Below are 24,352 nucleotides of genomic sequence, written 5' to 3'. Positions count from 1 at the left end.
CAAACAAAGAGGAGAATGATGATGAACGTATTAAAAAGGTTGCCTTGGGTATCCATGATTGCCGGTTTCTCATTACTCACGGCTTGCAGCGGAAATACTGCTTCAGATAAGGTTACGGAGGCAAGCGGAGCATCCGCAGCCCCTGCCGTAGAAGCCCCTCCAGCCCAAAGCAAACCGGTAACCATTGAATTCTGGTATGGACTCGGCGGCAAGCTCGGTGAAAATATGGAATCGCTCATTCAGAAATTCAACGCCTCGCAGCAGGAGGTCATTGTCAAAGGTATTGTGCAGGCAGACTACACTGAAACTGAGCAGAAGCTCCAGGCGGCTATTGCCACCGGTCAGGTCCCTGCGGCTGTGCTCTCCTCCAATATAGATTGGGCCCGCAAAGGTTATTTTGCACCAATGGATGAGCTGATCGCCCAGCAGCCGGATTTTAAAAAAGAAGATTTTGTCCAGACCTTCCTGAACCAGGGCCAGGTTGACGGCAAGCAATATTTCCTCCCCATGTATGGAACGACCCAGATTATGTACTACCGCAAGGATGCTTTCGAGAAAAGCGGCATTGATGCCAGCCAGCTGAAAACATGGGAAGACCTGGCCGCAGCCGCTGAGAAAATGTCCGTCAAAGAAGGCGGTAAAACTACCTTCTTCGGCTGGGAGCCCATGTGGGGCTCGGGCAATATGATCGATGCCGTACTCAGCAAAGGCGGCAGCATCCTTAGCGAAGATGGCACAAAGGTAACCATCGACTCTCCTGAGTGGATCGAAACCTGGGACCTGTTCCGCAAATGGATTCATGAGGACAAGACCATGCGCATTCACTCTGGCGGCCAAGGCTGGGAGTACTGGTACAAGACCATTGACGATGTGATGAAAGGCCAAGCGGCCGGATACATCGGCTCCAGCGGCGACCAGGGCGATCTCGATTTCAGCATCGTCTCGGCCATGGAGCAGCCGGGCTGGGCAGGCGCTGGCGAAGGCAAGCCGGTGGCACAGGCGATTATGGCTGGGATCCCCGCCAAGGCCGGAGATGCCGAAAGACAAGCAGCGATGAAATGGCTGAGCTACTTCACGAACACCGGGAATACCGCCTTCTGGTCGATTAACACCGGATATATTTCCGTCCGCCAGTCTGCGCTCGAAGATCCGGCATTCATCTCGTTCAGCAAGACTAATCCGCAGATCAAAATTCCATTGATGCAGGCCTCGCATGCCTCTGCCCCCTTCCAGGACCCTACTGGCGGCAAAATTAACGATGCGCTGACCATCGCTGCGGACAAGGTGCAAATTGAGAATATTCCCGCGGCGGAGGCTCTGAAAGAGGCACAGCAAACCGCCCAGGCTGCACTGGATAAGGTAAAATAAGCGGCAATATCGTATTCAAATACATGAATTATTTAATCTAAGGGGGCGGCAGCATGCCTGAGCTCATCACTCCGCAAGGGAATCAATCCATATCGGCGCTCCTGTTCGACAAGGATGGCACCCTTCTGCAGTTTGTCTCCCTCTGGGGAAGCTGGGGCGAATGTTTCTTGGGACAGTTCACCCGTCAGTTGCAACAACGCGGTCTTGAATTCCCGGCACAGCACCTGCCGTCCCTGCTGGGGACGATTCATGATGGAGAAGGCAGAATTATTGACTATGACCGCAATGGCCCGCTGGCTATGGGAACGATGAGCGACCTGTATGCCATTCTGTGCTGGCAGGGATATCTGCTTGGCTTGTCTTGGGCTGAATCCATGGAACTAGTGGATTACTGCCGCGGAGAAGCAGATGCCATGCTGGAGCGCAGCCGCCCGGTGCTCCCGCTCCCCGGCCTGCTGCGCTTCCTTGATGACTGCACAGCCAGCGGCATTCTCCTGGCCGTAGTGACCGCCGATGAAACAACAGCAGCGGAGAAGCACCTCCGTTGGCTCGGCATCCGCGATTATTTCTCCGCTGTGATCGGTACGGATCAGGTAGAACGGTGCAAGCCGTTCCCTGATATGGTGCTGCTCGCCTGTACACGGCTTGGGGTTCAGCCTGCCGCAGCCGCCGTCATCGGCGATACGAACGGGGATATGAGAATGGCCAAGGCAGCAGGCGCGGCCGTAGCCATCGGGATTACCGGCGAGGCGGACGCAGCAGGCGTGGATGGCGATGCAGACGTGGGCGTTATTTTGCCGGATGCCGATTTAATTGTGCAGTCCTATGCAGAACTCAGCATTAGCAGGAACGCAAGGTGAGGGCCGAAGGGGCATGGGCGTGGTTCTTTCTCACGATGGCGATTCTGTTCGAGCTCTCCGGAACCATCTCCATGAAGATATCCTATGGCTTCACCCGGCCCTGGCCCTCTGTACTGATGTTCCTATTCTACGGGATTAGCTTCACCTCGCTCAACGTGGCGCTCACCTCCATTAAAGTCGGAGTAGCTTATGCGGTGTGGTCGGGTGCAGGAATCATCCTGATTTCCGTGGTGGGGGCGGTTTATTTTGAAGAGCGGCTGACCCTGTCCTCCCTCTTGTGGGTGACCGTTATTGTAGCCGGAATTGTGGGCTTGAACATAAGCTCGAAAGGGCATTAGGGAGACCGGCCGTGATAGAATTGAAGTTATACCATTCGTAAGTATCAGAATTCAGCTTGCAGCCATACAACATCCAAGGAGGCGCTCTTATAAATGAGTACAAACCAGCCGGGCGGACAACAGCCACTGCTTACTTTCCAGATCATCACGGATACCCATGTTACTGCCGATCCCTCCCATGAGTACAATCAGAATTTCGAGCGGGCGCTGCATGATCTGGCGGACCATGCTCAGGGCAGCAGCGGGATCATGCATATCGGGGACATTACAGATCACGGCTTCCCGGAAGAGTACGAAGAAGTGCACCGTATCCTGAAGCTGCACCAGGCAGCACTCCCGGAGATCCGCTACACATTGGGAAACCATGACGTCGGCCTCGGCCACTGGGAATCGCGCCTGGCGATGTACAACTCCCGTATGGGAATGCCCGGCCCCTACCACGACCACTGGATCGGCGGTTATCATTTTATTTTCATGGGAACAGAGGAAGGCCTCCCAACGTTCTGCAATCTGTCGGACGAGCAACTCCGCTGGCTGGACCGGAAGCTCGGGGAAAAGCTGGATCAGCCTGTTTTTCTCTTCCTGCATCAGCCGCTCAAGGATACCGTAGCCGGATCTTTGGAGTCTCAGGAGTGGTACGGCGTCACACAGGACAAGGAGCTGCGCTCCATCCTGTCCAAATATCCACAGACCCTGCTCTTTACAGGACATACCCACTGGGAGCTGGAAGTAGATAATACGATGTATCCCGGCAACGGGGAGACGGCTACCATGTTCAATAGCGCTTCTGTGGCCTACCTCTGGACGAATGCTGATGAGCACAAGAACGGCAGTCAAGGTTTCTATGTGGAGGTCTACCCCGACAAAGTACTTGTAAAGGGAAGGGATTTCACCAAGGGCAGCTGGATCGAATCGGCGCAGTATGAGGTTGCTATGTCCGGTAAAGTATTGGGCTGACATCTCTGTTGATCTAGGCTTACTTATCCAGACATGGACTTTCATGTCCTAGAACAGCCTGATGTATTGTCAAACCGCTATAACAAAAGCAGCGTTCTCCCATCCATGGAGAGCGCTGCTTTGCTTATTGGATACTATGCAATTCTCACAAGCAGACAGCGGCGCCGAGCGGGCCGCAGCTAACTGCTTTAAAACGCAGGCAGAGCGATATCTGCGTAATTGTCCTCAAGGAACTTTTTCACTTCCGGGCCGCTGATGCGTTTCGCCAGCTTTTGAATAGCGTCGGAGTTCTTGTTGTCCTCGCGTGCCACCAGTGTAATGGTGAATTCGGAATCCTCACCTTCGGTGATCAGCGCATCTTTCTTTGGTGTCAGTCCAAGCGGACTTGCATAAGCAGGAGTCATAGCCACCAGATCGGCATCATCCAGCGTGCGGGCCAGCATCAGCAGGTCAACTTCCTTGAACTTGAAGTTTTTGGCGTTCCCGGTGATGTCGGCCTGGGTCGCTTGAATGCCCACGCCTTCCTTCAGCTTAATCAGTCCGGCTTTGGCGAACATTTGCAGCGAACGCCCGATATTGGATGGATCATTCGCCATAACCAGTGTTGCACCTTCCGGCAGATCGGCAATAGCCTTGTAACGCTTGGAGTAACCGCCGTAGATCGCATCATAAACGGGTTGAACCGCTACCAGCTTGGAGCCCTTGCCCGCATTGAACTGCTCCATGTAAGGCACATGCTGGAAGAAGTTCGCGTCCACTTCCTTATTCGCCAATGCCTCATTCGGCTGAACATTGTCAGATAGGATGACGATCTCCATATCCACACCGTCTTCCTTGAGCAGCGGCTTCACGATGTCAAGAATATCGGTCATCGGCGGGATGAGCGAGGCTACTTTTATTTTGACAGGTTCGGAACTGGCTGCTGCCGGAGTATCCTCTGCCTCCTTGTTGTTTCCGCAGCCTGCGGCAATCATGACTAGTACGAACAGCATAAGTGTATATTTCAATGCCTTTTTCATTGGTGCAGTGAACCCCCCATTTTTATATTTTTATGTTTTGATATCATCCTGCTCCTAAAACTTCACGGTCTCTCAGCGTTTGTCCAGCAGCCTTGCCAGTGCGCTTCCTGCAAACTGGATGATTTGCACCAGGAGGATCATCACGAGAATCGCATAGACCATAACCTCCGTCTCAAAACGCTGATACCCGTAGCGGATGGCGAAATCGCCAACCCCTCCCCCGCCGACCACCCCCATCACCGTTGAGAATGAAATGAAGCTGATCGTCGAAGCCGTCAGTCCCAGCACCAGACCCGAACGGGCTTCCACGTACAGGAACTTGAAGATCAGGCCCGGCTTCGACGCTCCCATGGACAACGCGGCTTCAATTGTTCCCTTGGGAACCTCCAGCAAAGACTGCTCCACCAGCCGCGAATAATAGGCGATAGCGACGATGGACAACGGCACGGTTGCCGCCATGGTACCGATGGCTGTACCCACCAGGAATCGGGTGAAGGGAATCAGCGCAACCACCAGCAGCAGGAACGGAAAGGACCGGACCACGTTGACAATACTGTTCAGTACAAGCGACAGCGTCTTGTTCTCATAGAGCTGGCCCTTGCGGCAAAAGTATAAAACAGTCCCCAGCGGAAGCCCCAGCAGCACTGCCGCGCCAACCGAAATCCCCACCATCACAAACGTTTCCCCGATAGACAACCACATTTGATCCTGGTATTTCAGCATATTCTCAAACATGTGTTTCCCCCGCTTTGCCCGTAATCCGTTCACGGTAGCCGCCCATGTGATCTTCCGGTGCGAGGAACTCTTCGTCTTCCCGGGAGAAGGAATCGACGATCCGTCCGCCTTCCATCACAGATACATCGGTGCAGATCCTCCGGACGACATCCAGCTCATGCGTAACGATGATTACAGTTACGCCCAGCACATCATTGATATGCTGGAGCACACCCAGAATATCTGCTGTGGTCCCGGGGTCCAGCGCGGAGGTTGGCTCATCGCATAGCAGTAGCTTCGGGCTATTCGCGAGCGCACGGGCAATGGCCACCCGCTGCCGCTGCCCTCCGCTAAGCTGGGCAGGGTACTGCTCTGCTTTGTCCATAAGTCCCACGAACTTCAGGCATTCCCGCACCCGCTCTATCCGTCCGCTCCGCGGCACTCCGGCCAGCTCCAACGGAATGGCGACATTCCGGCTGACGGTAGCATTGCCCACCAGATTAAATTGCTGAAAGATCATGCCGATCTTCTGCCGCTCCTGACGCAGCAGCTTCTCCGGCAGTTCTGTCAGCAGCCTGCCGTCTATGGACACGGTACCTTCATCCGGGCGCTCCAGCAGATTAATAAGCCGCAGCAGCGTTGATTTCCCTGCCCCGCTGGCTCCGATGATGCCATGGATAGCCCCGGTCCGGACTTCGAGCGAGACCTTATCCACCGCAAGGTACCGTCCTTCCTTCAGATCAAAGCCTTTGCTTACTCCATTCAGCGATAGAATATGAAGCCCTCCTTCCAGGCCGCCTGGACTAAAGCCCTTGTTTCCAATAAGTGTATTACAAATATTTAAAAACTGTTTTATTAAAAATCTCTTTAAATAATAAGGTATTTTCTCCGCTGTGTCATCAATTATCTGAAAATGATATACCAACCGCCAATGTAAAAAACACCGCTGATCGAAATCAGCGATGTCTGTAGTGTAAGCATAAGGAGTGTAGTACAGGCTCCGTAAGTCTTACGGCGGCTGTACTTGCGGCGAATTTATTCTTTTACACTGCCGACGTTCAGGCCCACTACAAAATACTTCTGCATGAACGGATATACGACCAGGATCGGTACAGAGGCCACTATGGTTATGGCTGCCCGGATGGATAGCGGGGTTACCATCGCTTTGGCGGATTCCCGGTCCATCCCCACACCTGCGGCAACGTTCGGGTTGCTGTTGGAGTTCATCGTGGAAGACAGCAGCTTCATCAGCTCATACTGCAGTGTGCTAAGACTCTGCTTGGACGAGGTGTAGATAAAAGCGTCGAACCAGGAGTTCCATGCCCCAACAGCCACAAAGAGCGCGATGGTCGCCAGCACCGGCTTGCACAGGGGGAATACCACACGCATAAAAATTTTGAAGTCGCCTGCACCGTCGATACGGGCCGATTCCAGCAGGCTTTCCGGGATCGTGCCAATATAGGTGCGGATGACGATCATATTGAATGCGCTGATCATCGTAGGGAAAATGTAGACCCAGAAGCTGCCCAGCAGGTTCAGATCCTTAATCAAAAAATAATTGGGAATCAGACCCGCGCTAAAATACATCGTAAGCACAAAGATAATAGTGATCGGCTTGCGGAACACATAATCTTTTCGGCTGAGCGTATACGCAAGCATGGTGGTCAGAAAAATATTCAGGAGCGTCGAGATGACGGTCCGCGCCACCGAGATCCAGAACGCATCATAGATGGTACCGTAAGCAAAGATGGCCTTGTAATTCTGCGTGGTCCACACCCTCGGCCAAAGATAGATGCCTCCGCGGATGGTATCATTTCCCGCATTGAATGAGACGGCAATGGTATTCAGAAACGGATATAGAGTAACGAGCACCAGACAGACCATAAAGATCGTGTTGAAACTATGGAAGAGAACCGGTTCCAGTCCGCTGGGTCTCAAGCTTTTTTTCACGGATATGCCTGGCGTAGTGCCTCGGCTAATTTGCTGGTTCGCCATGCTATAACAACCTCTCTTCCCCGAGCCGTTTCGCTGTCCAGTTTGCCATCAGCAGCAAAGTGACGCTAACGACCGTCTTGAAGATCCCGCCAGCGGTGGCCAGTGAATAGTTGCCCTGGGCAAGCCCATATTTGAGTACAAAAATATCGATCGTTTCCGACCAATCCATTACAAGTCCGTTGCCGAGCAAATACTGTACTTCAAAGCCCGCTTCGAGTACATGTCCTACAGACATGATCAGCAAAATAACAATTGTAGCTTTAATCCCCGGGAGAGTTACAAATCTCATTTTCTTGTATCGGCTGGCGCCGTCGATTTCAGCGGCTTCATACAATGCAGGGTCAATAGAGGCAATGGCGGCCAAATAAATAATGGTATTCCAGCCGACCTCTTTCCACACATGCGAAGCCCCGACGATGCCCCAGAAGTATTTCCCCTCACTGAGCCACAGAATCGGGTCCTTGATGATATGCAGCTTCATCAGAACAATGTTGACGATCCCGTCATTGATGGAGAGCGACGTAGCCACAATACCTGTTACGATAATCCAGGACAGGAAATGAGGCAGATAGGAGATGGTTTGCACTATTCTTTTCCAGAACACCTTGCGGATTTCATTCAGCAGCAGGGCCAGGACTATGGCAGTGACAAACCCGAGAACCAGGTTAATAATCCCCATCGCCAGTGTATTGCGCAGCACACGAAGGAAATTATCGTCTGTAAACAGAAATTTAAATTGCTTGAAGCCTACCCATTCCTGCTCACTGAAGGAACGGCCCGGCCGGTAATTCTGAAAAGCCATGGTCCAGCCCCATACAGGAACATACGCAAAAAGCACAATATACAGCAATAAGGGAACAGACATCCAAATCAGCTGATTCTGATTTTTAATCAGTGACCACGTAATGGGCTGCTTCTTTTTTTTCTTTGGATGCAAGGCGACGCTATCTTTCCCTAAGGTCTCATCCATATTGGTTTATCTCCCCGCACAATCATTTATTTCAGGAGGTGCAGCAGCCCTCTTGACGGCCCTGCACCTCCTGGTGATTCCAACCTCTTAACACCGCAGCTTATTTACTCCAGTTATCAATTCTCCATTTGATCTGCTCATTGATCTTGTCTTCATAAGCCTTCACATTGGCCTTCTTGATGTCACCTACATAATCGCTCCAGATGGAATCGAATTTACCCGGATCAGCTAATATGGCTTTCGGCAGGAACTTGGTGGACAGTTCATTCAGCTTCGTGTTGGCAATTTTCGCATCCGAGCCTTCCACCAAGTCAATGGACCAGGCTGGGTAGTAGATAGGGTTCGCAGGCGGTTTGCTGAAGAAATCCACGTAGCTGTTAAATCCGTATGCATCCAGAACTTCCCTGTCGTACGGCTTCACACTGGCTGCATATTCTTCAGGCTGGGCTGATGCATCTGTCGAGTTTCCATCGCTGTAGCTACCTTCGAGCTTAGGGATGTAACCAAAGAGAGTTTTAGCCTTATTCGCCATTTGCCAGGTCGGATCAGCGGCATTATCCCGTTGTTCCTGAGTTTTCTTAAATCTGCCGTTCTCCACCATATAATCTTCACCTTCAATGCCCCAAGCGAAGGTCTTCTGCCAATCCTCACTAATCAACGTATCGAGCAGCTTGATAATTTTCACAGGATCTTTGGCATTAATACTGATCCCGAAGCCGTTGTTAAGGTTCAGTGGGGCAAGATCCCGGTAGTAGTCTTTGGTTGACGAGTCATAGACGAGAGGAAGCCCTACATAAGTCCGCTCTATCTTGCCTTGTGTGGTCAAGGAATCTTCAGCTGCGCTAAAGTTCCAGTGCTGATCGAACATTCCGAGAACCGTACCGCTGGACAGTTTCGCCATGTACTGGTCATAGTTCTGGACGAAGGTTTCTTTGTCGATCAGTCCCTGCTGGTTCATTTCATTCAGCTTTTGATAATATTTCTTGGCATAATCCTTGTCTGCAAAAATCTCCGCTACACCATCTGTTACCACCACACCGCCATCGTTCGGATGGCCGATCAAATGCTGAGGAGCGTTGAACAGCCCCCAGTTTCTCCAGTCAGAGTTCAAGACTTCAAAGCCAATCGTCGGGCTTCCATCAATCTTCGGGTATTTTTCTTTGTATTTGGCAATCAGGTCCACATATTCATCCAGTGTTTTCACTTTTGGATAACCGAATTCCTTCAGAACCGCTTTTTGAATCCAGAAAGCCGGGCCTGAATACCAGGCGCTGTTTACTTCACCGTTGAACACACCGTAGTTCGGTAAAATATAGATATGTCCGTCGTTCGGGTCCTTCATCATGTTCCAGTAATCTGCGTAATGCGCTTTCAAATTAGGTGCATATTTTTCAATCAAATCTTCAAGCGGGATATAGGCGCCTGCCGCTGTAAGCTTGGTATTCCCGGTCATCATATCCGGATAATCCTGTCCGGCAATCATAACGCCCAGCTTCTGGTTAATATCACCTGCCAGATATTCGAAATTAAATGTGGCTCCTGTTTCATCCTTGATCTTTTTGAAAATTTTGTTATCCGGTGTCGGCTGTTGTCCGGCTTCTCCGATGAAGACACTGATGTCGAACGGCTCCACCTTTCCATCCGTTGCCGCTGCTGCTGTCTGCGTCGCATCGGCCTTTTCATTACCTGAAGCTGCATTGCCCTTGTTGCCGTTATTGCCGTTGTTGTTGCCACCGCAGCCTGCCAGTGTGAAGCTCAGGGATAACAGGACAATCAGGGATAGCTTGAACACATTTTTCGACTTGCCCCCCATAAGGCACCTCCATATTGGTTTTGTACATCCTCTTTGTAAGCACTTACATTCATAAATTATAGAGGTGCTGCATGATCGAAAATACGACCGAACTAAAGGTGTACCCCCCAAAAAGTTTAGGACTTTAGATTGCGGTACTGTCCGGGGCCGGTGCCCATTTTCTTTTCAAACTGTTTCAGAAACTGCCCATAATTCACATATCCTACCTGATCGGCAATCTCGGAGAGCTTCAGTGAACTCTGCCGGAGCAGAACCGCCGCCTTTTCAATCCGTAGAGTATGCAGCTGCTCATTGAAAGGAATACCGTTCTTCTTGCGGAGCAGCTGTCCAAGATACACCGGATGCAGATAAAAAATCTCTGCCAGCTTCTGTATCGTCAGCGTTTCGCGGTAATGCTCTCCGATATACTGATTAATCTCCTGAACAATTCCATGCGAGCCCTGGCGCTGCACCTGTATAAGCAATTCAATACAGGCTTCGCCGCAGGTGGACAACAGCTTCATTAACCCCGTTAAGTTAAGCATGGTATGCGGCATTTCAGCAGCGTCAAGGCTTCCCGGCAAGAGCGGCCTGCGGACTTCACTGCCTTCCGGAGTCAGCCCGATCATCTGGTACATGAGATGAATGACCAGCTTCCTTACCACTTCGGGTGCCACATGCTGTTCCCGAAAACCATGGGCCGCCGAATCAACCGCTTGCCTGAATCCCCCTGGATCCAGCGTATTGACCGGAGCCATAATGGCATCCATAAGCCGGATATGGTCATAGTGATAGCTAAACGGATAGTTGTTAATTTCCTGATAGGATATAAGGCCGGTGGGCGGCGTCCGGTAAAAGTAATGCAGCCCCGCTTCCTTCGCCGTCCGGTAGCAGTCTGCCAGGTACAGCGGAGATTTGCCTGCGGCTCCGAGTGAAATGAACATGGGCTTGCCGGCATATTCCTGCTGCAGCGGGGCGAGCACGTCCGCCGCTGTTGCCGGGAAGCGGCTTCCATAGCCGTACACAACAGCGAAGCTGCTTGCTTCCAGGTCAATTAAATACATCGTTTGCTGCTCAGCGATAAGTGCCGCCACTCTCCCCCTCAGCTCGGCATACAGTTCCTTCACGGTCTGAAGCAGCAGCACATTCCACCAGTCCATTCCCTCGGGCAGTCCCGCCGGAGGCTCATGCACCTGCTGGTCATCCGGCTTATTTAACAGCATCCTCTTCATTCCCGCAGCTATCGTTTCGGAGGAAGCCATTTGATTCATCAGCAGCCGGCGGTTGTCCCGTTCCAGTTCCTGATGGATGGCCTTCAGCTCTTCTGCGGTCTCCTCTGGAAAAATCGGTTTCAGCAAATAATGATGGATGCCATACCGGATGGCCGTCTGCGCGTACTCGAATTCACTATAGCCGCTTAAGATCGCGAATCTGATCTTCTCCGGCTCTTCCCGGCGCCAGGCAGCGACCATCTCCAGACCATTCATTACAGGCATGTTCACATCCGTAATCACCAGATCCGGCTGCAGCTGCCGCATCTGCTCTATTCCCTCCCGGCCATTGCTGCAGGTTCCGCAAACATCGAAGCCAAGAGCATCCCAGTCGATCCACAGCATCAGCCCCTCAAGGCTGCTCGGTTCGTCATCAATCAAAAGTACTCTATACTTCATACGTCTCCCTCACCTTCAAACGGGTACAACCGTTCCAGTAGCCGAAGCGGAATCCCAAAGGTCACAACGGTCCCCTGGTTAGGCGTACTCATCATCTCGAATCGGACCTGATTTTGATAATACAGCTCCAGTCTACGGTATACATTGCGCAGTCCGACATTTGCTCCCGAAGAATCCTCGTTCCTAATAGCACCCATCAGTTCCTTGAGCCGCCCGGCCTCGATGCCTTTGCCGTTATCGGACACTGTAATTTGCAGGCGGTTGTCCTCTACAGCCGCTTTCACCGTGATAATACCCAGGCCCTCAATGGTCTGCAGTCCGTGCTTGCAGGAATTCTCCACCAGCGGCTGCATGCTCAGCTTGGGGATTTTGTACCTTTTCGACTGCTCATCGATTTCAAACACATAGTCGAATTTATCTCTGAACCTGAATTTTTCGATCTTCAAGTACATCTCAATGAACGACATTTCTTCCTCCAGGGACACCAGATCCTCCTTCCAGCTCAGCAGCCTCCGGAGCAGCTTGGACAAGCTTTTCACAATATCCGTCACATCGGAGTAATTGTTTTTGGTGCAGACGACCAGGATCGCATTCAGCGTATTGAACAGAAAATGGGGATTCATCTGACTCTGGAGGAAATTGAGTTCGGCCCTGACACGTTCCATCTCCAGATTTTTTTTCTGAATTTCCAGCTTGTACACGTCATTGATCAGCGAATTGATCCGGGTGGTCATCCGGTTGAAATTATGGATTAGTCCTCCAATCTCGTCACGGCCTTCGTCAATGCGGATCAGCTCAAACTTCTCGTTCGTCACCTTCTGCATATGTCTGGATAGCCGCTTGACCCTGTAGTTATACGATCTCAGCATCACATAGATAAAGCCGCTGGTCAGCAGGGTAATCGTGGTCGCCAGAAAAGCGGCATACAGCCGCATATCCAGAACCGCCTGCGTAATCCGCTCCCCCTGGGTGATCCCGACAATCCGCCAGCCCTTCAGGTAAACGGCTGTGCCTAAAGGTGCGATATGAACATCCTCCTTGGATCCATCATCCAGCTGTTTGAACAGCGGGTAGGGCTCGTCGGTTATCCGCTGATAGCCGCTATCCGCCGACATGACAATCTGATTCTGCTCGTTGACCAGATACAGACTGAGATAATCTTTTTCACGGGCAATCACATCATAGATTTCAGTAAGATCCAGATCGATCCGCACCAGCTTCTCATATGTATTGTAATTCCTGAAGTTGTTCATGATCTGGACCACACTTAGAGCTGGAATGGAAGCGGATGCATTTCCGTCCACACTCGTTCGGTAAGCGGTTACAACAACCTGATTATGCGAAGTCTTCAGCTGCTTATACCAGTCACTGTTCCAGACCCGATTGTTCATGGCCTGATAGTTACCCCCGGATACGATCGAGCGGTTGTCCGTAAATATACTGATCCGGTCAATCTGGTTGTTCACCGGCATATAGCTGTTCAAGCGGTCCCGGAGCTGTTCGTCATAGGCACCATAAAAGTCGATGAGATTCTTATACTCCCGATCCAGCATTTCATACAGATTCTTATCCGTAGACAGGGTGTAGGCCACCGCGACACCGCCCTCGATAAAATCATGAATATCTTTCCGGGCCCGCTCCAGCGAGATCTCCAGATTCTGCTGTTCTCTCGATCGGATCAGATCGGTGATCCGGTCCAGGAAGACCAGGTTGATGATCATGATGGGAAGCAGGACACCTACGAAGTAAATCAGAAAAAATTTATAGTTCAGCGGAATATCATTCACAAAATGAGCAAATCGGTATCTTTTTTTCTCCATGGCACGCACCGGCTTTCTTAGAGCTGCTTATTGTTGCCCGCATGTTTGTATACGGAGGGCGGGACCCCCACCATTCCCTTAAATTTCTCGATGAAATAGTCCGTATTCGAAAAACCGACCTGCAGCGCGATATCCGATATTTTGAGCTGTGTCCGCTTAAGCAGCCCCTTGGCTGCTTCAATCCGCTTCTCATTCACATATTCGCTGAAACTACACCCGGTCTCCTTGCGGAACAACTGTCCCAGGTAAGTGGAATTCATGTGAAACTGCCTGGCCAGATCCTGAAGCTGCAGCTTCCCCCTGAACTCAAGATCTACATACTGTATGACGTTAAATATGGTGTTTCCTTGGTTGGCCTGCTTCAATTCCGCCAGATAGGCAGTACTCACCGTACACAGCCTGTATACATAACTGCTCAGCAGAAAATAATCACCTAGCCCTCCGAGATTTCCGAATTCCGCCTGGAGATTGCCCATCACTATGTCAGGATCACCATTCATCTCCTTGAGATAGCGGTATATGGTCATTTCCAGATGGGCAATCTCTGCCTGGACCTCTTCTACCGTGAACAGCTTACCGGCAAACCCTGCAAAAGCCCCCTTGACACAAACCTGCAGCTTCGCTGCTTCACCCGCCTTGACCTTGTCCACAAGTGCTGTGAACCCTTCTTCATGAATTCTCATCTCCGGCCGGCATTTCTTGAGATCACTGTAATAGAAAATCCCGCTGCGCTCTCTCTGGTACTTAAGCTTCCACACCTCAAGAGTCTGCAGATAGCTCTCGCGGATGGCGGCGATACCGGTCAGCCGGTCGCTGACCATTACAATAACTGGCTCCTGAAGCTCTTCCGCCAGTTCCCTTTGCAGCATACTGACGGCTCCTTCCAGCGCATCGGAGGACAAGGTAGCGGACTGCACGACCAGTCCCGCCCGGCCCGCCCCATCCTGAAACACATGACTGATTTCCCAAGGAAATCCTCCATCCATCTTTCTCTCTGCATGTACCGCAGGAGGAGCGGCTGTAATCAAAATGCACACTAGTTCAGTATCGTCACCAACCTGCAGCACATCCCTGGAGAGCTGGCGCAGTTCTTCGCTGTCATCGCCCTGAATGAAACGGCCGAGCAGATGACTGGTAAAACAGGCCTGTTCCTTCCAGCTTTCTTTTTCGGAAGCGATTTCATTTCGGATCATCCTGCCTAGCTTATCCAAGAGAGTCCCTATCTCCTCATCGTCAATCGGCTTCAGCAAATATTGCTCGACCCGCTCACGCAGGGCTGTCCGGGCATAATTGAAGTCGTCATATCCGCTCAAAATTACAAACCGCGGCGCCTTGGCCATCTTTTCGTTCGCCCTGGTGATCAGCTCCAGTCCATTCATCACAGGAATATTAATGTCCGTGAGCACCAAATCCGGCCGAAGCTCTTGAATCATCCTGAACGCATCCGGGCCGTTCAGAGCCTCCCCGCACACTTCAAATCCATATTTCTTCCAGTTCACCATAGTCCTTAATCCTTCGAGCACCCATGGCTCATCATCCACCAGCATTACTTTCAGCAATCGTCCTGCTCCCTTCTCATATCCACAAGAGTAGAATTATACCAGCTAAATAAATAATAATTAGCCTAGCACAATTGGATTATATTGTGTACATTTACTATATAAAGAAATCAAAATGCGCTGTAAGTAGCTTTTGTACATAAATATTAGATTTGTTCACTCCCCTGAACTTCAGCCTGTGCAATATTCTCATCTTGCTCCACTGTTCTGTTCACGGTGTGAAGCTTATACTGATACTGTGAACAATAGAGAGAAGGCGTGATCATCACACCCATACACAGTGAATCAGGGGGATGCTTATGAGACTGAACAAGATCGGCAACAAAAGAGCGCTGTACAGCAAAATATTGGTCAGTATGACGTTATGTGTGTCCTTAACCTTCCTTGTTTCCACCATCATCTATTACAACTATTATATTGGTGTGGAAAAAACGCAGGCTTTCCGCTCCGACCTTGGCAACCTCACGCAAACGAGCAAAGAGGTGGTCAACATGACCGATGCCGCGCAATCGCTTTCATTTCAGATCTACCGCAACAGCACTGTCTCCAAAATTGTATTTTACGACAAACCGGATATCTATGATGTTACGGCAGCCATGTCCGAACTGGGGAATTACCTCAGCTCCATGCCTTATATCGAGTCTATCTATGTCTACAATCCCAAAAGCGCAAAGCTGTACATCGCCTCTTCACACGGACAGAACGGTGTATTTACCGAGAAGGAATTAGTAGACACAAGCATTCTGGATATTCTGAATCATTATCAGGAATACAAGCCGTTCACACCCATTCCACGCGTGTATTCCAATGGTGCCGCTGAGAATGACCGGGTCCGGGCCTATACCTTCCTGTGCTACGATGCCATTGGCTGGGACCGGGCCATCAATTCTGCCGTTATTGTCAACATTTCCGCGCCATGGATTAACAAAGAAATCACCAGTCCCGTAGACTCTAGGAGCACTACCTTTATTCTCGCTGATCAAGGAAGATTTCTGTCCGTAGGCAGTCTTGAGCCGAAAGAATTGTCTCCGCTGGAAGCAAACTGGGTTCAACACCGGATTCTGGGCCAGGCCTCCGGCTCTTTTATCGGTAAATTCGGCGGGGTCAGCTCGCTGATCTCGTATACTTCGCAGGATGCTTTAGGCTGGCAGTATGTGCGCATCACACCTTACGATATCATCACCAAGCAGACAAACAGCATCCGCAACGCTACCCTGCTGATTGCCGCACTGATTTTTGTGGCAGGCATCGCCTTCTCCTGGCTCATGTCGCGCAGACTGTATCTGCCCATCGACCGGATTGTCCGGGAGATGAATATTCTGGAATCTGAAAAACGCGACAGCATGTTCACCATCCGGCAAAATACGCTGCGCGATTTGATTCTCGGCCTCAAGCCCCTGCAATCCATCCAGCAGGTCGAAAAGCTGCGCCAGCTCGGTATTCATTTTACCTTCAATGATGATTACCGCTTGATTCTGCTGCGGATAGACAATTACCAGGAGTTCCGGGAATCCCGTTCATCTTATTTACTGGCCTACAAGTTCGCCATTATGAATATCGCTTCAGAAATTTGTGGTCAGACCTATCGTGTGGAGACTGTAGACATGAACGATGACGGCATCCTGGTGCTTTTGAATATTGTAGATCCCAAGGAATACACGGACACCGAACTGATTGAGACGCTGCTCCGCCAGATTCAGCAGGCCTGCTCCGACTACTTGAAGGTGAGTCTGACCCTTACCTACAGTCATATTGACCGCAATCCCCTGCAACTGCACCAGCTCTATAAGCAGGTTAGGGAAGCGTCCAATCATCGGCTGTTCTACGGGCATGGCTGCATGATCAGTGCCCAGTCCATCCATGCCCTTCAAACTAACCTTTATCACTATCCTACGGAAAAAGAAAAAAGACTCGTCGATGCGCTGATGAGCGGCAAAATGGAAGAAGCTCGTGAGCATTTCAGCAGCATTATCCGCGAGACCTCAGCCTATCCGTTCTCATCGGTACAGCTGACTGTATCCAGACTCAGTGTGACCATCAAGGAGATTATCATCAACGTCCAAAAACGTAACCGTTTGCAAAACGAGGGGGCTGTCGAACTGCCCACTTTGGACTTGGTAGAAACGGTCGCGGAGCTGGAGCAGGCCTTTTTCGCTCTTTTCAATGAAATGCATGAACAGCTGGCCGAGAAAAAAAGCTCCAAGCAGCACGAACTGGTCCGCCTGATCAATCAAAAAATAAATGACACCTACATGGAACCCAGCCTAAGCCTCAATCAGATTGCTGACGAGCTGGATATGTCGCCGATCTATATCAGCCGCCTATACAAGCAGCAAACGATGGCCAGCATCGTGGACGTCATCCTGGAGGTGCGGATGCGCGAAGTCTGCAGCCTGCTGGAGAATACCGATCTGCCTGTGACCACCATCGCCGAACGCTGCGGGTTCACCAGCAGCTCCTACCTGCACCGGATGTTCAAGCGCAGCTTTGGCACCACACCTACCGATTACCGCCGCTCCAAGCATGCATAACAGGTTACAAGACACCTTTAGGGTGTCTTTTTTTTGGAAGTACCCTTTGTAATGTCTCTTGCCAACTTTCATGCTAAACTATATCTACAATTAGAAGGTTATAACTGTTATAAGGTATAACTTTCTCGTAATAGATCATACTATGGCTGTAAGCCATGGACGGAGGGATAGATTTGAATCAGGACCAAGCAGCGCCGAAACGTTACTCCAGAAAAATAGGCCGGATGGGAAACAGTCTGGGTGTGAGCCTGCCGAAAAGTCTCGCTGACAAAATGAATGTTGTGCAGGGAGATGAAGTGGAATTCATTGAAAACGCCCAAGGCGAAGTGATACTCAGAAAGATACAGCACGCAGATCTGCCGGACCATATCCGTCCTGAGGTACTGGAGGCCTTTTACGACGTTTTTGAAGAGGATAGAGGCATATTCGATGATTTAAGGGATCGCTGACATGACTTTCTTTCTGACTGTAGAGGAAATTGTTGCCGCCCATTATTATATGATGAGAGCCATGAACGACGCAGATCAAGCAGGCATCAAAGATCTAGCCTTGCTCGAATCTGCTGTATATAGACCTTCACAGAGCCTCTTTGGCGAGGATGCCTACCCGTCATTATTTGATAAAGCCTCCGCTCTTTTGGAATCCCTGGTTAAAAATCACTGCTTTCATAATGGCAATAAACGTACAGCCTATCTCTCGGTAAAGTCCTTTTTGCTGTTGAATGGATATCATCTGCGAATGGAGCGTATTTTCGCCGTCGAGTTCATTGTAGATATCGCAAAAGGCGAGTATTCCTTGGAACAGACAGCCGATATTCTCCGTACGTATTCGGTAAACAGATAAGTCTCACCAAGGCTCGTGCCACCCTGGAATATCCTCTCAAGGTCTCCCGCCCTTCTCTATAAGCCTGTCTCCAGATACCTGGAGACAGGCTCTTTTCTTGCCCTCCCCCCTTTGTCCGGAAGCGGCAAAGGGGTTCCCGCTCTGGTTAGATGAACTTGGCGGAACCATTAAGGTTAGAGTAACGGAGGGGAGGTTTGGAACTGTAGGAGCGACAGCGTCCGCCTTTAGGTTTGGATTTCTACCGCTGATAGCGGTCTAATCCAAGAAATCCAAACCTAACAGCGGCCGAAAGTCCAAACACTCCCCGCAGTTACGGCTAACACCTAACAGGTACTTTCAGCTTCATTCAGACAAAAAGAAGCCCCGGCAACCGCTGCCGGGGCACTCCTCAATTATTTAATACCTTTTTCAGCAGTATAAGCATTCCACTGCTTCGTCCATTCCGCCTGGATCTTTTCCAGACCAGCCTGCTTGGCCTTCTGCATGAAGGTTTCGAGCCCTTTATCCACATCATCTACCAGCCCGGCTTCCAGCGGGAACAGGTACTGCTTCTCTACTTGCTCCAGCGCCGCTTTTTCAGCCTGATACGAACTGTAATCCTCCGCAAAGCCCAGGAACAGATCTGGTTTCTGAATCTTGTCCAGCTCGTCGAAGATTGCCTTTACTCCGTCAAATCCCTTGTCGAACAACATGAATTCCGGATTTCTCCAAGCCCAGCCGTTCATTCCCTCACGGGAGAATCCATTGGATTGACTAGTGCCTACCAGCTTGTAGTAACCGCCCTCTACAGTGTAGTTCTTGCCTTCAATACCGTATTGCGTCAGTTGGTTATACCGTTTGTCCAGGACCAGCTTCTGATAGAAAGCAAGTGCTCTTTCCGGATTTTTGCTGCTCTTTGGAATGGCAAAGCCATTGTGTATCGGATGTACCGGCGTAGCATAACCTGTGGTTCTACCGAATGGAGAATAGGCCAGCTCCCACTCAGGATGTGTTGTGCTGATCTTCATCTTCATATCGTTAAAGCGGTTAGGATTATCTCCGAACATGCTGGCCGCTTTACCCGAAGTAATCGGGTCTTGCATCGTATCCTTGATGTTCAGCACGTTCTTGGGAATAAACCCTTTGTCCGCCCAGCGCTTCATGGTCTTCAGCTCTTCTTTTTGCTCATCAGAGCCCCAATAGGAGTAGACTGTTGTAGGTGTTTCATACTTCACGCCCATACCATAAGGCAGAGCACCGACCATTTTATTCAGCTCCGTATAAATGTAATGCAGATTATTGCCGATGTCGCTGTTGAGGGATATAGGCATCATATCCGGCTCATTGGCCTTGATTCCGTCCATGTAGGCCTCATAGGTAGCCAGATCTTTTGGAGCTGGCAGATTATATTTCTTGCGCAGATCCTCGCGATAAACGAAACCGTTAGTTACATATTCTTTAAAGGTCGCAGGAACCGTATAGATTTTACCGTCTACCTTCACATCCTCCCACATCGATTCAGGGACGAATTTCTGCAGCTCCGGTGCAGCTTTGGGCAGGAGATCATCGATAGCCAGGAACGCGCCGCGTTTGGCATAGGATTGATATTGGGTCCAGTCCGCTGTGAAAATCAGGTCAATGGCCTGGCCGGAGGACAGCAGCAGCTTGTATTTCTGATCCCAGTCCGTCCAGCTTGTATAGTTGAACTTCACGGTAGCATTCAGATCTTCCTGAGCCATCTTATTGATTTCATCTTGAATGATCGGCAGATCCTTCGGAGCGTCTCCAAGCATGTAGAACTGAAGCTCAACCTTCTTCGAGGTATCGATTCCAGTTTCAGCTGCGGGGGCTGCGCTACCCTCTGTTGTGGCGGCAGTATTGGTCTTGCCTTCTGTTCCAGCGCTGTCTTTGTTAGCATTACTGTTACTGTTGTTGTTACCACCGCATCCTGCAAGAAGCGATAGGGCCAGCGCAGTTGTTGTAAGCGTTACCAGAGTTTTTCTGCCTGCTTTCTTTTTCATATGAACCCTCCTAAAAGTTTTGTGAGCACAGCTCCCTTGTTCAGGCTTCGTACAAAACTGACTTCGGAAGCATACGCTAAGTTTTGTGAGCACAGCTCCCTTGTTCAGGTTTCGTACAAAACTGACTTTGGAAGCATACGCTACGTTTGGTGAGCTACCCTTATCTTGTATGACTCTATGTTAGCCGAATAACAGAAGCATGGTAATGGTGCTTTCTGCCAGACGGTTCTAACCTTTTACAGCCCCGATGGTCAAGCCCTTTACAAAATAGCGCTGGATGAACGGGTACAGAAACAGAATGGGTCCGGTAACGACGATGGCCATCGCCATCTTGGTTGACTCGGTAGGCAAATCACTGCCCAGGCTGACACCGGTACCCGCGCCCATATTGGCGATGAAAGCTGCTGAATTGATTACATTGTACAGATGGAACTGCAGCTGATACTTATGCGGATCATTGATGAACAGCGAAGACGAGAACCAGTCGTTCCAGTAGGCCAAGGCGAGAAACAGGCCGACCGTGGCGATGCCGGGCATCGACAGCTGGAGGACAATCCTCCAATAGATTTTGAAATCACCAGCTCCGTCGATCTTGGCGGATTCGAACAACTCCTCGGGAACGGCCGAACGGATGAAGTTCTTCATTAAAATAATCAGGAATGGTGTCATCAGCCCCGGAAAAATCAGCGCCCCATACGAATCGGTAAGATGCAGATATTTGGTCATCATAATGTACCAGGGCACCAGCCCCCCACCGAACAGGGTGGTGAAGTAGATGTAGAATGAGAAGGTATTGCGGTACTTGAAATCCTTGCGGGCCAGCACATATCCGGCCATAGTCATAAAAAACAGCCCCAGTATCGTGCCCGTCACCGTAGTGAACAGTGTAACGCCATATGCACGCAGCACCTCGTCCGGGAAGGTAAACACCGTTTTGTAGCCCTCCAGCGAGAACTCAGCCGGAATCAGATGATAACCTTCCTTAATGATCGAATCATTGGCAGTCAAGGATGCCGAAATAATCAGCAGGAACGGAATCAGACAGGCCAGAGAGCCCAGAATAATAACCGTGTAGGCAAGACCCTGCAGCAGCCTTGTATAATGATCGTCTTTGATATGCATGCTCTATTTCTCCTTCCGTATCGTGTTCAGCACATCCTAGAACAAAGCGTAATCATCGTTTATTTTGCGGATAATGTAGTTCACTGTCATGATCAGAATGAAACCGAACAGCGATTGGTACAGCCCTGCCGCCGTCGCCATTCCGACATCAAAGGTAACCTTCAGTGAACGGAACACATACGTATCCAGAATGTCTGTGGTATTGTAGAGGACCCCGTTGTTGCCGATCAGCTGGTAAAAGAGGTCAAACTGCCCTTTCATAATGCTTCCCAGCGAGAACAGCAGCAGCACTATAAAGGTCGATTTCAGCATCGGCACGGTGATATACCAGATCCGCTGGAAGATATGGGCACCGTCGATTTTGGCCGCTTCATAATACTCTTCACTGATTCCAGTAATGGAAGCGAGATAAATGACCATGCTGTAGCCAAGATTCTTCCAGAGATAAAATAGAATGATCAGGAAAATCCAGACCGACGGTTTATTGTAGACATCGACAGGTCCCGCCCCGAACTGGGCCAGCAGCGTATTTAAGAAACCGTTATCATAATTGAACACGTTGTATACGATAACACTCAGAATAACGAAGGAGACGAAATACGGCAGGAACATGATGGATTGGGTCAGCTTTTTGAACCATCTGATACGCAGTTCGCTGAGCAGAATCGCACAGACAATCGCGAGCACGTTCCCCAGCAGGATAAACGCCAGGTTGTAGCCAATCGTGTTCAGAGTAAGCTTCACCAGCGTGCCCGACTTCCAGAGAAATTCAAAGTTTTTGAGACCCACAAAGGGTGCATCGAACAAACCGGAATTGAAATCAAACTGGGTAAACGCATAATACACGCCGACCATCGGGAAATACGAATTGACTAAAAAGAACAGCAGTGTAGGCAGCAGCATTAGAAAAAGAATCCGGTTATGGACCAGCTCATGCAGAAAACCTTTCTTTTTCTTCTTCTGTGTCCAGGCCCCCGTCTCGGACGGCAGCCCCGCCCCCTTAATAGGAAGCTCAATGGCGAGTGGTATTCCACTCTTGCGTTTGCGGTATCTCAAAGCCTTCACCCTCCTATACCCCTATAAAATAATTTGCGGCAGCATATGCCTGCTCCCCCGCTTGGACGCCTGAAGCTGTGTTCAGCGGCACCGTCCAATGTATGTTTTGAGTATAGAAGACACCTTACAGGGTGAATAGTGCAGCTTAAGGGTATTCCTGTATATTGTGGACTATCGCCTAGTGAACATTTCTGACTTCTGTGGAGTAAACAAAGGTTGAACGGCAAAAAGCCCCGTAAACTCCCCTGTATCAGGACAGCCACGGAGCATTATATAGAAGACCATATGCATAACTAATCTAAGATTCCACGAAAAGAGCCCTGCCCCGTTTCGCCGCCAGCCCCGGTGTTTCCTCATCCATTCGCCGTTCTGCCTCACTCAGCACCTTCCGCTTCCGCCAGCGCCGCAGCACCAGCAGCCCTCTTGCCGCCTCATCGGCAATCATACAGCAGTAAATGCCTGTCAGACCCCAGCCGGCACTGATCCCGAGGAAGTAAGAGCAGCCCACGCCGATGAGCGACATAGAGCAGATGGAGACATACATAGTATAGCGGGTATCTCCAATCGCATTGAGCGAATTACCCATGGCCATGTTCAGCATTTTGCAGGGCTGAAGCAGCAGATTCAGGGCCAGCAGGGATACCCCTATCGAGATAATCGCCTCATCGTCTGTGAAAAATCCCAGCAGCGTTCTCCCGAACACAAACAGCAGCAGCACGTTGGCACCGACAATAACCAACCCGATATAGAGCGTGCGGTAAGCCCCTTTATAGACCTCTTGCATCTGCCGGGCGCCGAAGAGATGCGCAAGCTGAATCTGTCCAGCCATCGCTACGGCATAACCCAACGTGAAGCAGAAGGATTCCAGCGTATTCAGATAGGTGCGGGCTGCCAGCTCTTTTGCCCCGAGTATCGCCATAAACGAATAGATCACCAGCTGTGACAGTACCCATGATGAAGAATTGAGGCCCAGCGGCCAGCTGATACGGACGATCTCCCCGAACAGCCTCCGGTTGAAGATCTGGAAATCCCGCAGCCGGACCGTACGTTCAAAGGACCGGTTGAACAGATACAGCAGAATGAAGACACCCAGCAGCCGGCTGATCATATTGGACACCGCGATCCCGGCCAGGCCCAGCTCCGGCAGCCCGAACACTCCAAAGATCAGCAGATAGTTCAGGGCAATATGAATGATATTCACCGCCACTCCCGTATACATCGGACCACGGGTATTTCCGGTATTGCGGATCGCTGAACCCAGCGCAACGGTCATCCCGACCATGAACAATCCGCCCCCGACATAGGTGAGATAGACATGCGCGAGCGGCAGCAGCTCTTCGGAGATATGCAGCAGTCTGGCCGTGGGGTCCGAGTACAGGAACATCAGCAGGCTAACTCCGAAGCCCAGGATACTGCTGGACGTTACTCCCATAATAGCTATCGTACGCGCTTCCTCTGACCGCCCCGAACCCAGACGCTGCGCAATCAGTATTCCCGCCCCTCCAGCCAAGGTGGTGAAGAGCGTGGTCAATGCACCGAACAGCTGATTGGAAATCCCTACAACCGCAACCGCGTCATCCGAAATCCGGCTGACCATAATCGTGTCCACCGTTCCCAGCAGCGTCTGCAGAAATATCTCGATGAAGATCGGCCAGGCCAGCATCCACAGACCGGCTTTCCCGGTTATAGCTTTCACGAAATCAACCCTCCTCCGGTGCACGCCCTTACTCGAGTCCTG

20 protein-coding genes are annotated in these 24,352 nt (G+C 50.6%); 7 read left to right on the top strand and 13 right to left on the bottom strand.

Features of this window, described 5'->3' with window-relative positions; genetic code table 11:
- Positions 1–21 precede the first annotated feature (21 nt).
- From ACTJKB_RS28545 to ACTJKB_RS28530, 4 genes are all read left to right on the top strand, one after another.
- The gene (locus ACTJKB_RS28545) at positions 22–1,368 is read left to right on the top strand and encodes an ABC transporter substrate-binding protein (protein WP_440837677.1); all 1,347 of its coding nucleotides are present in this window, start codon (positions 22–24) and stop codon (positions 1,366–1,368) included.
- A gap of 53 nt (positions 1,369–1,421) precedes the next feature.
- Positions 1,422–2,228 (top strand): HAD family hydrolase, encoded by an 807-nt coding sequence (locus tag ACTJKB_RS28540; RefSeq protein ID WP_440837676.1) that lies wholly within the window; start codon positions 1,422–1,424, stop codon positions 2,226–2,228.
- On the top strand, positions 2,225–2,566 hold the full coding sequence (locus tag ACTJKB_RS28535; RefSeq protein ID WP_440837675.1) for a DMT family transporter: 342 nt from the start codon (positions 2,225–2,227) through the stop codon (positions 2,564–2,566). The genes ACTJKB_RS28540 and ACTJKB_RS28535 overlap by 4 nt, the downstream gene beginning before the upstream one ends.
- A gap of 93 nt (positions 2,567–2,659) precedes the next feature.
- Positions 2,660–3,523, top strand: a complete 864-nt coding sequence (locus tag ACTJKB_RS28530; protein ID WP_440837674.1) for a metallophosphoesterase family protein — start codon at positions 2,660–2,662, stop codon at positions 3,521–3,523.
- Between the two features lie 188 nt (positions 3,524–3,711).
- Here the strand turns inward: ACTJKB_RS28530 and ACTJKB_RS28525 are convergent, their stop codons facing one another.
- From ACTJKB_RS28525 to ACTJKB_RS28485, 9 genes are all read right to left on the bottom strand, one after another.
- The gene (locus tag ACTJKB_RS28525) at positions 3,712–4,542 is read right to left on the bottom strand and encodes a MetQ/NlpA family ABC transporter substrate-binding protein (RefSeq protein ID WP_440837673.1); all 831 of its coding nucleotides are present in this window, start codon (positions 4,540–4,542) and stop codon (positions 3,712–3,714) included.
- Between the two features lie 72 nt (positions 4,543–4,614).
- Complete coding sequence (locus ACTJKB_RS28520; RefSeq protein ID WP_440837672.1) at positions 4,615–5,277, bottom strand: methionine ABC transporter permease; 663 nt, start codon at positions 5,275–5,277, stop codon at positions 4,615–4,617.
- Positions 5,270–6,031 (bottom strand): methionine ABC transporter ATP-binding protein, encoded by a 762-nt coding sequence (locus tag ACTJKB_RS28515; RefSeq protein ID WP_440837709.1) that lies wholly within the window; start codon positions 6,029–6,031, stop codon positions 5,270–5,272. Before ACTJKB_RS28515 ends, ACTJKB_RS28520 begins: the two co-directional genes overlap by 8 nt.
- A 260-nt stretch (positions 6,032–6,291) precedes the next feature.
- A complete protein-coding gene (locus ACTJKB_RS28510; protein WP_440837671.1) occupies positions 6,292–7,251 on the bottom strand; it encodes a carbohydrate ABC transporter permease in 960 nt (319 codons plus the stop codon).
- Between the two features lies 1 nt (position 7,252).
- Complete coding sequence (locus ACTJKB_RS28505) at positions 7,253–8,221, bottom strand: ABC transporter permease (RefSeq protein WP_440837670.1); 969 nt, start codon at positions 8,219–8,221, stop codon at positions 7,253–7,255.
- Between the two features lie 100 nt (positions 8,222–8,321).
- Positions 8,322–10,034: a sugar ABC transporter substrate-binding protein gene (locus ACTJKB_RS28500; protein WP_440837669.1), complete on the bottom strand. Its 1,713-nt coding sequence runs from the start codon at positions 10,032–10,034 to the stop codon at positions 8,322–8,324.
- A gap of 116 nt (positions 10,035–10,150) precedes the next feature.
- On the bottom strand, positions 10,151–11,683 hold the full coding sequence (locus tag ACTJKB_RS28495) for a response regulator transcription factor (protein ID WP_440837668.1): 1,533 nt from the start codon (positions 11,681–11,683) through the stop codon (positions 10,151–10,153).
- On the bottom strand, positions 11,680–13,503 hold the full coding sequence (locus tag ACTJKB_RS28490; RefSeq protein ID WP_440837667.1) for a sensor histidine kinase: 1,824 nt from the start codon (positions 13,501–13,503) through the stop codon (positions 11,680–11,682). The genes ACTJKB_RS28495 and ACTJKB_RS28490 overlap by 4 nt, the downstream gene beginning before the upstream one ends.
- A gap of 17 nt (positions 13,504–13,520) precedes the next feature.
- A complete protein-coding gene (locus ACTJKB_RS28485; RefSeq protein ID WP_440837666.1) occupies positions 13,521–15,062 on the bottom strand; it encodes a response regulator in 1,542 nt (513 codons plus the stop codon).
- Positions 15,063–15,361: 299 nt separating this feature from the next.
- Here ACTJKB_RS28485 and ACTJKB_RS28480 point away from each other — a divergent pair, with 299 nt between their 5' ends.
- From ACTJKB_RS28480 to ACTJKB_RS28470, 3 genes are all read left to right on the top strand, one after another.
- Complete coding sequence (locus ACTJKB_RS28480; protein ID WP_440837665.1) at positions 15,362–17,593, top strand: helix-turn-helix domain-containing protein; 2,232 nt, start codon at positions 15,362–15,364, stop codon at positions 17,591–17,593.
- 173 nt (positions 17,594–17,766) lie between these two features.
- Positions 17,767–18,042, top strand: coding sequence for an AbrB/MazE/SpoVT family DNA-binding domain-containing protein (locus ACTJKB_RS28475; protein ID WP_440837664.1), 276 nt, complete (start codon positions 17,767–17,769; stop codon positions 18,040–18,042).
- Between the two features lies 1 nt (position 18,043).
- The gene (locus ACTJKB_RS28470; RefSeq protein ID WP_440837663.1) at positions 18,044–18,436 is read left to right on the top strand and encodes a type II toxin-antitoxin system death-on-curing family toxin; all 393 of its coding nucleotides are present in this window, start codon (positions 18,044–18,046) and stop codon (positions 18,434–18,436) included.
- Between the two features lie 392 nt (positions 18,437–18,828).
- Here ACTJKB_RS28470 and ACTJKB_RS28465 read toward each other — a convergent pair whose 3' ends face one another.
- The 4 genes from ACTJKB_RS28465 to ACTJKB_RS28450 form a co-directional block, all read right to left on the bottom strand.
- The gene (locus ACTJKB_RS28465) at positions 18,829–20,436 is read right to left on the bottom strand and encodes an extracellular solute-binding protein (protein ID WP_440837662.1); all 1,608 of its coding nucleotides are present in this window, start codon (positions 20,434–20,436) and stop codon (positions 18,829–18,831) included.
- A gap of 228 nt (positions 20,437–20,664) precedes the next feature.
- On the bottom strand, positions 20,665–21,558 hold the full coding sequence (locus tag ACTJKB_RS28460; RefSeq protein ID WP_440837661.1) for a carbohydrate ABC transporter permease: 894 nt from the start codon (positions 21,556–21,558) through the stop codon (positions 20,665–20,667).
- A gap of 36 nt (positions 21,559–21,594) precedes the next feature.
- The gene (locus tag ACTJKB_RS28455) at positions 21,595–22,461 is read right to left on the bottom strand and encodes an ABC transporter permease (protein ID WP_440837708.1); all 867 of its coding nucleotides are present in this window, start codon (positions 22,459–22,461) and stop codon (positions 21,595–21,597) included.
- A 451-nt stretch (positions 22,462–22,912) separates the two neighbouring features.
- Entirely contained in the window at positions 22,913–24,310 is a 1,398-nt protein-coding gene (locus ACTJKB_RS28450) for an MATE family efflux transporter (protein ID WP_440837660.1), read from the bottom strand.
- Positions 24,311–24,352 lie beyond the last annotated feature (42 nt).

This window comes from Paenibacillus sp. 22594 (genome assembly GCF_052044425.1).
GTDB lineage: Bacteria > Bacillota > Bacilli > Paenibacillales > Paenibacillaceae > Paenibacillus_AQ.
This window is presented reverse-complemented; position numbering and strand designations above follow the sequence as displayed.